General features: G+C 75.4%; 10 protein-coding genes. 2 read left to right on the top strand and 8 right to left on the bottom strand.

What is annotated here, in order from left to right; all coding sequences use genetic code 11:
• The first annotated feature begins 56 nt into the window (after nucleotides 1-56).
• Both ABZ385_RS03635 and ABZ385_RS03630 read left to right on the top strand, forming a co-directional pair.
• Nucleotides 57-830, top strand: a complete 774-nt coding sequence (locus tag ABZ385_RS03635) for a chaplin (protein WP_358909523.1) — start codon at nucleotides 57-59, stop codon at nucleotides 828-830.
• Nucleotides 831-1,484: 654 nt separating this feature from the next.
• Entirely contained in the window at nucleotides 1,485-2,669 is a 1,185-nt protein-coding gene (locus ABZ385_RS03630; protein ID WP_358909521.1) for a glycosyl hydrolase, read from the top strand.
• 24 nt (nucleotides 2,670-2,693) lie between these two features.
• Here the strand turns inward: ABZ385_RS03630 and ABZ385_RS03625 are convergent, their stop codons facing one another.
• The 8 genes from ABZ385_RS03625 to ABZ385_RS03590 all read right to left on the bottom strand — a co-directional run bounded on the left by ABZ385_RS03625 (nucleotide 2,694) and on the right by ABZ385_RS03590 (nucleotide 12,042).
• Nucleotides 2,694-3,824 carry a GNAT family N-acetyltransferase gene (locus ABZ385_RS03625; protein ID WP_358909519.1) on the bottom strand — a complete coding sequence of 377 codons (1,131 nt, stop codon included), beginning with the start codon at nucleotides 3,822-3,824 and terminating at the stop codon, nucleotides 2,694-2,696.
• Nucleotides 3,821-4,474, bottom strand: coding sequence for a lipopolysaccharide biosynthesis protein (locus ABZ385_RS03620; RefSeq protein ID WP_358909517.1), 654 nt, complete (start codon nucleotides 4,472-4,474; stop codon nucleotides 3,821-3,823). Before ABZ385_RS03620 ends, ABZ385_RS03625 begins: the two co-directional genes overlap by 4 nt.
• Entirely contained in the window at nucleotides 4,471-5,634 is a 1,164-nt protein-coding gene (locus ABZ385_RS03615; RefSeq protein WP_358909515.1) for a glycosyltransferase, read from the bottom strand. The genes ABZ385_RS03620 and ABZ385_RS03615 overlap by 4 nt, the downstream gene beginning before the upstream one ends.
• Nucleotides 5,631-6,332 (bottom strand): polysaccharide deacetylase family protein, encoded by a 702-nt coding sequence (locus tag ABZ385_RS03610; protein WP_358909760.1) that lies wholly within the window; start codon nucleotides 6,330-6,332, stop codon nucleotides 5,631-5,633. Before ABZ385_RS03610 ends, ABZ385_RS03615 begins: the two co-directional genes overlap by 4 nt.
• Nucleotides 6,333-6,438: 106 nt before the next feature.
• On the bottom strand, nucleotides 6,439-8,070 hold the full coding sequence (locus tag ABZ385_RS03605) for a lipid II flippase MurJ (RefSeq protein ID WP_358909513.1): 1,632 nt from the start codon (nucleotides 8,068-8,070) through the stop codon (nucleotides 6,439-6,441).
• A complete protein-coding gene (locus ABZ385_RS03600) occupies nucleotides 8,067-9,419 on the bottom strand; it encodes an O-antigen ligase family protein (RefSeq protein WP_358909511.1) in 1,353 nt (450 codons plus the stop codon). The genes ABZ385_RS03605 and ABZ385_RS03600 overlap by 4 nt, the downstream gene beginning before the upstream one ends.
• Nucleotides 9,420-9,424: 5 nt before the next feature.
• Nucleotides 9,425-10,906: an exopolysaccharide biosynthesis polyprenyl glycosylphosphotransferase gene (locus ABZ385_RS03595; RefSeq protein ID WP_358909509.1), complete on the bottom strand. Its 1,482-nt coding sequence runs from the start codon at nucleotides 10,904-10,906 to the stop codon at nucleotides 9,425-9,427.
• Complete coding sequence (locus ABZ385_RS03590; protein WP_358582833.1) at nucleotides 10,903-12,042, bottom strand: glycosyltransferase; 1,140 nt, start codon at nucleotides 12,040-12,042, stop codon at nucleotides 10,903-10,905. The genes ABZ385_RS03595 and ABZ385_RS03590 overlap by 4 nt, the downstream gene beginning before the upstream one ends.
• Between the last annotated feature and the right edge of the window lie 154 nt (nucleotides 12,043-12,196).

Raw genomic sequence — 12,196 nt, 5'->3', positions numbered from 1 at the left:
GGCTCCCCATTGCACAGAGAAAGACCACTCAATTGCGACAGGCTCTCAGCAAAGGAATGCTCTCCGCCGCGGCCGCCACGAGCATCCTGTCCCTGTCCGGCACCGCCGCGTTCGCGTCCTCCGAGGCGAACGGCCAGGCTCTGGACTCACCCGGCATCCTGTCGGGCAACAACGTGCAGGCTCCCATCCACGTTCCGGTGAACGCCTGCGGCAACACCGTGAACGGTGTCGGTGTCGCCAACCCGGCCATGGGCAACGAGTGCGCCAACACGTCGGCGCCCGGCAAGCACCACTCCCACCCCTCCCACCACTCCTCCTCCCACGGGAACCCGGGCGGGTACGGGGAGCGGAGCGAACACCACTCGGCCGGCGGTGGCGCCACAGCGCACGGTACGACGGCGAACTCTCCCGGCGTCCTGTCCGGCAACAACGTGCAGGCGCCCGTCGAGGTCCCGGTGAACGTCTGCGGCAACACCGTGGGCGTCGTCTCCGTCGCCAACCCGGCCATGGGCAACCGCTGCGCCAACGAAGCACCCGGGCATGACGACGGCCCGCCGCCCGAGGCCGGCAAGCCCGACCCGAAGCCCGGGCCCCGGACCGAGCCGGCGCCCAAGACCCCGCCCAAGGTGGTCCCGCCCCGCGACTCGAAGCACGAGCCGAAGACGCCGCGGTCCGACCGCCCGGAGCGGGCGGAAGCCCCTGAGGGCAGGCTGGCCGAGACGGGCACGGATGTGGCGCTCCTGGGCACGGCGGCCGCCAGTGCCGGGCTGCTGCTCGGCGGCGCGATCCTCTACCGGCGCCGCGGACTCACCGCGTCGGCCCGGCACTAACCCCGGCCGCCCGGAACCGGGCCGCCCGCGCGCACCCCGTGGAAGAACCCCGCTGCCTGCCAGGCAGCGGGGTTCTTCTGACGAAAGGGGCTCCCACGTGCGCCCGGCCCGTACGGGTGCGGGGGCTCTTGTGTGCTCGGAGGCCAACCGCCGGCGGGAAAGTGCGGACGCGAGTGCTTCCCCGCCGGCGCAGGAGGTGGGGCGGCCGACCCGTCGGGGAATGTCGCTCACCCACGGCATGGCTGCCGACGGCTGGCGGGAAGCGACTCGGCCCGTCCCCTGAAGCACTTTCAGTGCACCACCTGAGGGGCCGCGAGTGGGGCACGCTTCACCCGTTCGCCCACCACGTCACTCAGAAGAGCGGCCGGCGCCTGGTGGCCCGGCTTCCGTGGACCATCGCATGCACGGAAGCCGGGCCGGGTGCCGTCTCGGCGTCACCTGGGGCGAGCGTAGGAGCCGCGTGCCGCACACGGGGTTGCCACACCCCGGCAGGGGGGCCGGTTCCACCCGTTCGGGCCCGATCGTCCGTACGGGCGGTATGAACTGACATGGGATTAGAAACCCGATTGGCGCAATAAGAATACATATGACGAAGTCTCGAGGTGGCAAGTCGGCAAGGTGCCAATGAGTTGTGGCTGAGAAAGAGGAGCGGCTATGAATGCACGGCGAAGGTTCGCCGGCCCGATGGGCGGGCGGCGGCGAAAGCGACTTTCCCTCATCGCCGCCGGGGTCGTCTCGGCGGTGGCTCTCGCCGCCGCCCCGGCTCACCCGGCGGGCGTCACACGCGACGGCGATCCGCCGGGCGGTCCCTCCTCTTCGGCCCCCGCGGAAAAGGTCCCCGCCTTTGGCGCCTATCTCGATTACGGGCCGCGCGGTGTCCAGCGCATCGACGAACTGAGCCAGTGGCTCGGCGGGGCCGAGCTGCGGGTCGGGCACACCTATCTCCCCGGTGACCGGTGGAGCAACATCGAGGGCGCCCCCCGCTTCCTGGAGGCGTGGGCGGCCTGGCGCAAGGAGCGGGCCGACCGCTTGTTCGTCCTCAACGTGCCGATGCTCGAACGCAACGAGGAGCGCGTCGGTGACGGCGAGGTGGCGGACCTGCTGCGGCAGGGCGCCGCCGGCCGCTTCGACCACCACTTCCGGGCGCTCGCCCGGCGCCTCGTCGACCTCGGCGTGCCGGACACGGTGCTCGTGCCGGGCTGGGAGATGAACGGCACGACGTACACCCACCGTTGCGGCCCGGACCCGGAGGCCTGGAAGGCGTACTGGAACAGGATCGTCACCGCGATGCGCTCGGTGGCCGGACAGAAGTTCCAGTTCGACTTCACGCCCAGCAGAGGGCGGGACGCCGTTCCCTGGACGCAGTGCTATCCGGGCGACGACGTGGTCGACATCATCGGCATGGACTCCTACGACCAGCCGCGCGGTATGCCCTTCGACGAGCAGGTCACGGAGCCGTACGGGCTTCAGGACCACGTCGATTTCGCGGCGGCGCACAAGAAGCCCATCTCCTATCCGGAGTGGGGCCTTTTCCGCAACGGCGACAACGAGGAGTACATGCGCCGGATGCTGAAATGGATGGACGAGAAGAAGCCCGTGTACAACACGGTCACCGACTACTGCCCGCACGGCATCTGGCAGTGCAAGGAGAATCCCGGGGCCTCCGAGGTCTACCGGAAGGTGCTCTCCGGCCGCGACGACCTCCCGACGGCGCCGGTCCAGCCGCCGGTGACACCGCCCGCGTGCTCGCCCCTGGAACTCGGCGAGTGGGTCGAGCACTGGCTGGGCGGGAAGCTGTGCCTCCGGCTCGACTGGTGGCAGGGCCAGCGGCGCCCCTGAGCCCGTCGCACGCCGCGGGGGCCCTCACTCCGAGGAGGGCCCCCCGCCCTCGCGGCGGGCCGCGCGCTCGCGCAGCCGCTCCTTGGCCCACCGGCGGGCCGAGGCGTCCCAGGCCGCGGCGGCCAGCAGCGGCCGGGTGCGCCCGCGGGCCAGCAGGAAGCGCCGGTTGGCGACGGGTTCGGGGCGCCAATGGTGCTTGTACGGCTCGTTGCCGCGCAGCAGGCTCAGCGCGCGGCGCTGTTCGCCGCCGGTGTGGCGGGTGCACGCGTCGAGGAGCATCGCCGCCACGTCCACCTTGCGCTCGCGCAGGCGTGGATGGGCGCCGTACAGATAGCCGCCGGCCAGCGTGCCGGAGAGCAGGGTCAGGTCGGCGGCCACCACCTCGCCGTCCAGGCGGAACTCGGTCACCACCGCCTCCCCGGCCGTGACCATCGGCCGCATGGCGCGCAGCAGATGCTCGCGGAACCGCGGCCGCAGGTGCTCCGAGGTGACCTTTCTGCCGCTCCACTGCAACTGGTGCAGGTGCAGCAGGGTCCGCACCGAGGCCTCCACCTCGTCGGGGGGCACGATGCGGCTCTCCACCCCGAGTTTGGCCAGCTTGCGCAGCTTGGCCCGGGTGCGCTGGGCCCGGGGGGCCGGCAGCCGCTGGAGCAGCTCCTCCATGGGCAGGCCGGGCAGCTCCAGGCAGGCCGAGTCGGCCAGCGCCCGGCGCGGCCCCCGCCAGCGGGCGTGGACGCCCTCCAGGCAGGCCCCGGGACGGACCTCGCCGAAGTCGATGAGCGCGGTCGCGGCCAGTTCGCCGAGCCCCGCGACCAGCGCCTCGGTCCCGGCCTCGCGCACGGAGTCGTCCACCAGCACGTCCGCGAAGTCGGAGATGGCGCCGCCGAGCGGCTTGAGGGCGGGGAGCGGGCGGTGCACCCGCATCAGCGGCGCCGCCGCGACGAGCCGGTCCCCGTCGCGCACCAGCAGCACCCGCAGCCGCCCGGGGCGCCCGTAGGAACGCCACCAGGACGACAGCCACGCGTGGCTCTGGAAGGGCGTGGCCGCCCGGCAGGCCCGGTGCAGGCGCCCCCACGGCTCGGCCAGCGCGTCGAACTCGTCCTCGTCGACGCACAGCCGCCTCGTCAGCAGGCGCGCATCCGTCGCCGTACTCATGGGGCGCTCCTGGCCAGGGCGGACGCGGGGCCCGGCACCGAGGCGGCGGCCGGTGCCTCCTCCGTACGGGCGCGGGGCCGCACCAGGAGGGCGAGGCCGCCGAGCAGCCCGCCCGCGCAGCCGCCGACCAGGGTCGTCACGCCGGTGGAGAGCGAGGACAGCTCGGTCGGTTCCAGGGCCCGGGAGAACGACAGGAGCCTGACCTGGGTGCTGTCCTTGGCGTGGTTGGCGTTCGTGGCGAGGGACTGGGCCACCGCGTTGGCGGTGACGGCGGCCGTCCCGGGTTTCTCGTCCGCCGCCGAGATCGCGATCATCGGCGCGTCCGGGGAGGTGGCCACCGTGACGCTGTCCCGCAGCTCGGCGGCGGACATCCCGGCCGCCACCTGCGCGTCGCCCAGCACGGCGAGCTGCGTCGCCACCCGGCCGTAGGCCTGCGCGAACCCGAGCGCGGTGGCCGGGTCGGCCTTGGACTGCGGTACGGCGACGACGTAACTCGTGGCCGTGTAGCGCGGTGTCTGGAACGCGCCGTACCCGGCGCCGGCCAGCAGGCCGAGGGCCGCGCAGGCCGGCAGGGGCCACCAGCGGGGCAGCCGCGCGAGGCGGGCGCGCAGGGCGGCGGCGCGCGGGCGCTCGTTCACGGTGTCGCTCATCGGGGTTTCACCTCCGGGGTCGGGCCGGGGACGACGGACGCGTAGACACGCATCAGCCGGTCGGCGCTGCGGGTGATGCTGTAGTGCTGGGCCGCCGCCGGTGGTGCCGAGCGGCGCGGGGGGATGGTGCCGCGCAGGTCGTGGAGGGCCTGGGCGAAGGAGTCCGGGTCGCTCGGGCAGTACGCGGCGGGCGCGCCCCGGGCCTCGGCCGGCAGGTCGTCGACGGCGGGGCAGGACGCGTAGAGCGCCGGCAGTCCGCAGGCCAGGCCCTCGACGAGGGCGAGCCCGAAGGCCTCCTCGGGGGAGGGGGAGGCCAGCGCGTCCATGGCGGACAGCAGCGCGGGCAGGCCCGGCGCGCCCCCGGCGCCCGCGCCCCGGTCGGGGCCGTCCTCGTGGGCGGCCTCGCCGGCGAACCGCACCCGCTCGGCCAGGCCGAGGCGCCGGGCCAGGGCCCGCAGTCCGGGCTCCTCGGGGCCCGCGCCGACCAGCAGCACGGTGACGTCGGTCGGGAGCCGGGCGGCCGCGTGCAGCAGTACGTCGAAACGCTTGCCGCCGGTCAGCCGGCCCACGCCCCCCACGACGAACGTCCCCTGCGCCAGCCCCAGTTGCCGCCGGGTCCTGGCGCGGGCGGCCGGGTCGTACCGGAAGCGGTCCACGTCGATGCCGTTCGGCACCACCCGGATGCGCCGGCGGGGCACGCCCCAGCGGTTCAGCCGCTCCCCGACGGCGGGGGAGACGGCGACCGTCATCCGGCCGAGGCGCTCCCCGGCGAGGTACAGCGCGCGCACCCCGGCGCTCAGCGGCCTGCCCTCCATCTGGGAGTCGCCGAGCGAGTGCTCGGTCGCCACCACCGCGCGCACCCCGGCCGCGCGGGCCGCGAGGCGCCCGTACAGGCAGGCGCGGTAGAGGTGGGTGTGGACGGCGTCGTACCGGCCGGACCTGATGATCCGGGCCAGCCGGGGCAGCACCGCCACATCGCGGTTGCCGGCCATGCCGAGGTCGGTGACGTGCGTCCCGTCGGCCACGATGCCCCGGGCCACCGCGCCCGCGTCGGTCAGCGTGACCACGTCGCAGTCGGCGGGCAGATGGCGCAGCAGCAGGCGCAGTTGCAGTTCGGCGCCGCCCACCCCGAGTCCGGTGATGACGTGCAGTACCCTCATCCGGCGACCGCCGGACGGTCCAGGGCGCGGTGCCTGAGCCGGTTCGTCCACAGCTTCAGCCGCAGGCGCGCGGCCGTGTCCCGCTGGCCGATGTGGACGCGGGGCAGCGCGAGGACGCCCGCCAGGGGGCCGGGGGAGATGGCGCAGGCGTAGCGGTACCCGGCGTCCCGTACGGCGGCGATCACCCGCTGGTCGACGTGGCCGTAGGGGTAGCAGAAGCCCCGCACCTCGGTGCCCGTCAGGCCGGTCAGCGCCGCCCGGCTGCCGGCGACCTCGCGGCGCAGCACCTCGTCGTCGGCGGTGGTGAGGTCGACGTGGGTCAGGCCGTGCGAGGCGATCTCGACGCCGCTTTCGGCGGCGTGCCGGATGCCGTCCGCGCCCAGGAGCGGCTTGCGGGGGCCCAGCGGGTCCCAGGCGTTGTCGCCGTCGAGGCGGCCCGGCAGGACGAACAGGGTGGCGGAGCAGTCGTGGCGGCGCAGCAGCGGGAGCGCCTGGTCGACGAAGTCCTGGTAGCCGTCGTCGAAGGTGAGCCCCACCAGGTTCTCCTCCTGGCCGCGCGCGCACGCGTCCAGGAGGTGCCGCATCGACACCCCGCGCAGGCCCCGGCGGCGCAGCCAGCGCAGCTGGGCGGCGAGGCGGTCGGGGGAGACGGTGACGCGGTACGGGTCGTCGGTGGGGTCGGCGACGGAGTGGTACATCGCGATCCACGCGGCGGTACGGGGCTGCTTGAGCCGCAGAAAGGGCTCGGCGTCGGTGCCGGAGGGAGAGGGGGACGGGGAGGGGGAGGACGGGGACGGGGTGGTGTCAACGGGCATGGCGCGGCTTTCCTGTGACGGAGCGGAGGAGGGACGGCCAGGGCTGCGCCCGCAGGAGCAGGCCGAGCAGCACGAAGGAGACGGTGACCACCGCGCAGCCCGCCGCGACGGCGGGCACGGGCTGCGCCACCCGCCCCGCGCACAGGGCGCCGAGCACGCTCGCACCCCCGGAGGCGAGCACCAGCCGGCCCAGCTGCCCGGCGACGGCCCGCGTCCTGATGGGCACGGTGCGCGGGCCCATGCCGCGCAGCAGGAGCAGCGCGGTGACGCAGATGCCGGTGGCGTTGGCGGCGGCGATGCCGTGGACGCCCCAGGTGCCGACGCTCAGGAACCCGATCCCGGCCGTCATGACGATGCCGACGGCCATCGAGGAGAGCGGGATCCACGTGGTGCGGGCGACGGCGAAGTGGGCGCGGGCGAGCGCGCCGACCAGCGTGTGGCCCAGCAGGCCGAGCGCGTACACGCGCATGACGGAGGCGGTGGTGGCGGTGTCGGGCGCGGTGAAGGCACCGCGCTGGAAGAGCAGTTCGATGAGCGGGGGCGCGGTCGCGACGATGGCGGCGGTGCCGCCGAGCACCATGCAGCCCACCAGGACGAGGTCGCGCTCGACGCGGTCCCGGGCGCGCTCCGTCTCCCCGGCGCCCAGCGCGCGGGCGAGCGCCGGGAAGGTGACGGTGCACAGCATGAGGGAGAGGACCATCGGCATCTGCGCGACCTTCTGCGCGTAGTTCAGGTGTGAGATGGCGCCGGCGGGCAGCGACGAGGCGAGGAAGCGTTCGATGAGGACCTGCGACTGACGGCAGAGGGCGAACAGCAGGACCGTCCAGATGATCGCCGTCTGCAGCGTCCGGTCCGCCGCCGGGCCCGCCGCGGCCGGTGCCGCGCCCGGCTCCCGCCGCAACTGCCGCCACAGGGAAGGCGCCTGGACGGCCACCATCAGGGCGCCGCCGACCGCGACACCGGCGGCGGCGGCCCGTACGCCCCAGGGCGCGGCCAGCACGAACAGGACGGTGATGATGGCCGCGTTGTAGGCGACGTACACGGCCGCCGGCGCGACGAACCGGTGGTGCGCCCGCAGCGCCGCGCTGCAGTAGCCGGTGAGGCCGAAGGTGAAGGCGCAGGTGGCGGTCAGCCGCGTGCAGTCCACGGCCCGGTGCGCGTCGGGCAGCCCGGGAGCGAGCAGCGCCACCACGTACGGCGCCGCCGCCATCAGCACGAGCGAGGCGGCGGCGAACCACAGGGACATGCGGGGCAGCGACGCCCGCACGAGGTCGCGTACGGGGTCGGTGGCGGGGTTCTCGGCGCGGCGGGCCAGCGCCAGGCTGAACGCCGGCACGAGGAAGAAGGCCAGGCCGTCCTCGATGAGCAGGGTCGCGGCCAGCTCCGGGACGGTCCACGCCACCAGGAAGGCGTCGGTGTCGGTGCCGGCGCCGAAGAAGCGCGCGAGCGCCTGGTCCCGGACGAGCCCGAGGAGCGAACCGGCCACCGACAGCGCGGCCGTGACCAGCGCGGCCTTGGCGAGGAAGGAGCCGCCGCTCCTGTCGGGCGCCGGGCCCGCCTCGGCCGTCCGTGACGCGCCGGAGGGCGGGGGCGGGGCCACCGTCGGCGGCACGGTCGTCATCGCGTGGCCGCCTCTCCGGGCGCGGGCCGTACGCCGAGCGCCCACCACGCCACGACGCCGAGGGCGACCGCCGTCAGGACGGTGGAGGGGCCGCCGATGTCCGCGTAGACGAAGTCGGTCAGCTGCCAGATCAGCAGCCCGCAGGCCAGCAGCGCGCACTCCAGCTCGGGGCCGCCGGGTCCGCCCGGCCGCGCGCACCGGCGCCGCCACCGCAGCAGCCCGCACACCAGGAGCGCCGCCCAGCCGCCGGCGAGCGCGGCGAGGCCGAGCAGCCCCTGCTCGCCGAGGACGAGCAGGTACATGTTGTGCGGGGACAGCAGGGGCTGGCGCACGAAGCCGCTGCCCGCCCCGGCGGTGTCGCTGCCCGAGGACAGGGCCAGCGAGGTGTGGCCGTCGCGGTGTTCGGGGAAGCCCTTGAGGCCCACGCCGGTCAGCGGGCGCTCGCGCCACATGTCGGCGGAGGCCGCCCACATCGTGTACCGGTCGGTGACCGACTGGTCGGGGGCGTCGGTGACCTGGGTGATGCTGCTGAGCCGTTCCTGGAGCATCGCCGAGCCCACGCCGAGCCCCGCGACGAGCACCACGGCGGCCGCCGCCCCGGCCAGCAGCACCCGGCCCGCCCGGCGGGCCCCGGCCAGCAGCAGCACGCCGAGGCAGGCCACCACCGTGGCGATCCACGCCCCGCGGCTGTAGGACAGGGCGAGCGGCACGGTCAGCAGGGCCGCGCAGAGCCCGGCCGCCGCGCGCTGCCGGGGCGCGTGCGGGCGAAAGGCCAGCGCCAGGGCGCAGACGAGCCCGTACGAGACGACCGTGGCCATCCCCATCACGTCCGTGGAGCCGAACGTGCCCACCGCGCGGATGTCCTCGCCCATGTACGAGGCCCCGGTGCCGGTCAGGTTCTGGCGCACGCCGATGGCGCCCTGCCACAGGGCGAGCCCGACGAACGCCCAGCCGATCAGCCGCACGTCGCGCGCGTCGCGCACGAGGACCATGACGGCCGCCGGGACCAGCACGAAGATCTGGAGGTAGCGCGCGGCCCCGGCGACACCGGTCGCCGCGGAGGAGGCGCCGAGGGCGGCCACGGTGACGCCGACGACCGGCAGGGCGAGGAGCACCGCGGCACTCCCGCTCAGCGGCCGCCGGCCGGTGCGGGCCAGCTGGACGGCGCAGTGGCCGACGACCAGGGCGGAGACCGCGTCGGCGAGCGTCCCGGTGCCGGGACCGGCGCCGCCGCCCGAGGCCTGGCCGCCGGCCGGCACCGGCAGGGCGAGCAGCGCGACGAGCAGGACGACCGGCAGGACCGGTGCGCCGCGCCGCAGTTCGCGCAGGACGGCATCGCGTGGGGGCACGGCGCTCAGCTCCCCGTGCGGCGCACGAGGCAGCCGAGCGTGCGCAGCAGGATGCACAGGTCCTGCCAGAAGGACCAGCTGTCGATGTAGGCGTTGTCGAAGCGGCAGCGGTCCTCGATGGAGGTGTCCCCGCGCAGCCCGTGGATCTGGGCGAGCCCGGTGATGCCGGTCGGCATCCGGTGGCGCCGCGCGTAGTCGGGGTAGGTCTGGCTGAACTGCGCTACGAAGAAGGGCCGTTCGGGCCGGGGCCCGACCAGGCTCATGTCGCCGCGCAGGACGTTCCACAGTTGCGGCAGCTCGTCCAGCGAGGTGCTGCGCAGGAAGCGGCAGAAGGGGTTCATCCGGTGCTCGTCGGCCACGCTCCAGCGCGTCGCCGCCTCCTGCGGGTCCGCGGGCCGGTGGGTGCGGAACTTCAGCAGGGTGAACAGCCGCCCGTCCTTGCCGACCCGCTCCTGACGGAAGATCACGCCGGGCCCCTCGGTGACGCGCAGCACCAGCGCGCAGGCCAGCAGCACCGGAGCGGCCACCAGCAGCAGCGCCCCGGCCACCGCGACGTCCAGGGCCCGCTTGCCCACGCTGGTCCCGCGCGGCCCCGCGAGAGCGAGGGGGCGGCAGGCGAACCCGGCCACGTACTGCCGGACGCCGTCCCGCGCGGGCGCCGGCTCCGCGGGGCGCGCCTCGATCTCCCAGAGCTCGCAGCCGCCCAGCGTCGGCAGCCGCCCGGTGAGCCCGGGGGCGCCGCCGGGGACCAGGAGCACGGTGCGTACGTCGTTCTGGATCACGGCACGGTGCACCTCGTCCTCCGTGCCGAGCACCGGCAGTTCGACGGCGGGCCCGGGGGCCGCCTCCGCCTCACCCTGCTGGTCGGTGTCGCCCACCACGCCCACGGGCCGCACGCCGCAGCGCGGCCGCCGCAGCAGGGCCGCGGCCACCGAGCGCGCGTCGGAGGCGGGCCCGGCGACCAGCACCGGCCGGGGTCTGCGCAGCGCGCCCGCCCGCCGGTGCCAGTGCACCAGGCCGCGCCCCCCGACGCCGAGCAGGCACTGGGCCGCGCCGAGGGTGAGCAGCGTCGGCAGGGCGAGCGGCGGCGGGGGCGCGGGCAGGGCGGGGGCGAGGACGGCGGTGAGGGACCAGCCGAGCGCGGCGCGGCCGGCGAGCGCGGGCACCTCGTCCAGCGTCGCGGGCAGCGCGGTGTACGCGTACAGGCGCCCCTGGGCGTTCAGGACCACGACGGCGGCCAGCAGCAGGGGGGTGAGGACGGCGTACCGCCGTGGGTCGTCGAGCAGGAGCAGGGGGAGCAGCGCGGCGGCGGCGTCGACGGCCACCAGCGCCGCGACCGAGCGCCGCCGCCGGGCGGGGCGCCGCGCGCGGTCCCGGGCGGGTGCGCCGTGTTCCCCCCGGGGGGCGATGACGAAGGTGCCGGGCGGGGCGGCGGTGCCCTGCCGGGACTGACCTGACGAGGAGGCAACGGTTCGTTCCGCACTCACGTGGTGGTGCACTCCCTGTACTCGGTGGGCGCCGCGTCCAGCAGTTCGCGGTACACCACGTCGATGGCGTCCGCGGCGTACCGCGCGTCGTGGTGGTCCAGGACATGCCGTCGGCACCGCCGGCCGAGCGCGTCGCGCAACCGCGCGTCCCGCAACACGGTGACCAGGGCCCTGGCCAGCGCGGCGGGGTCCTCCGGCGGTACGAGTCCGTGGGCGCGGGCGGCCGACGGCAGGCTCTCCCGCGCGCCGTTCACATCGGTGACGACGACCGGCCGGGCGCAGGCCATGGCCTCCAGCGGGGCCAGCGCCATGCCCTCCCACCGGGAGGGCAGCACCACCACGTCGGCCGCCCGGTACCAGTCGGCGGCGTCCCGCGCCGCCCCGGCGAACAGCACGGAGGCGTCCGCCCGCCCGCGCAGGAGGGCGGCGTCGGGCCCGTCCCCCACCAGGACCAGCCGGGCGCCGGGCACCCGGGCGGTGACGGCGGGCCAGGCGCGCAGCAGGACGTCCTGCCCCTTCTGCCGGCAGAGCCTGCCCACGCAGACCACGAGGGGGGCGCGGGCGAAGGAGGCGGGCAGCAGCCGGTCGCGGGCCCACTGCCCGGCGCCGGGTGCGAAGTGGTCCACGTCCACGCCGTTGGGGACCACGGCGTAGGAGCCGTCGACGCCCGCGCGGCGGCCGGTGAGCCACTCGGCCTCGCTGACGCAGACGACGCGGGTCGTCCAGCGGACCGCGCGGCGCTCCCAGAGCCTGGCCAGGAGCGCGGTGGCCCCGCCGACGGCCTCGAAGGACCAGGCGTGCGGCTGGAAGACGGTCGGGACGCGCCCGCGCAGCGCGAGCCGCGCGGCGAGCCCGGCCTTGGCGCTGTGGGCGTGGACGAGCGCCGGCCCAACCTCGTCGATGACGCGGCGCAGGTCCGCCACCTCGGCGCGCAGCCGCCGCCCGGGGGAGCGGGACGCCGCCCAGGGGTGGGTGCGCACGCCGGCGGTGGCGGCCAGCCTGCGCGGCAGGGGGCCCTGGTCGGGGCAGGCCACGTGGACGTCCGCCCCCGCGGCCGCCTGGGCCGCGGCCAGGTCGGCGACGACCCGTGCCACACCACCGTCCACGGGCTGGCTGACGTGCAGGATCCGTGGCATGACGGCGTTGGCCTTCCGACGTGTGAAGAGCTCTGACCACAGCGGATATGAGAGGTTCGCATTGAATACGCGGTTTGAAAGCGTATGACTGAAATGCCCATATGGAGGAGGGCAACTGTAACGGCTGGGAGCTGTCGCTCCGTCAACCCGCTTA

Origin of the sequence: Streptomyces sp. NPDC005898 (assembly GCF_040629635.1) — a bacterium.
Taxonomy (GTDB): Bacteria; Actinomycetota; Actinomycetes; order Streptomycetales; family Streptomycetaceae; genus Streptomyces.
This window is presented reverse-complemented; position numbering and strand designations above follow the sequence as displayed.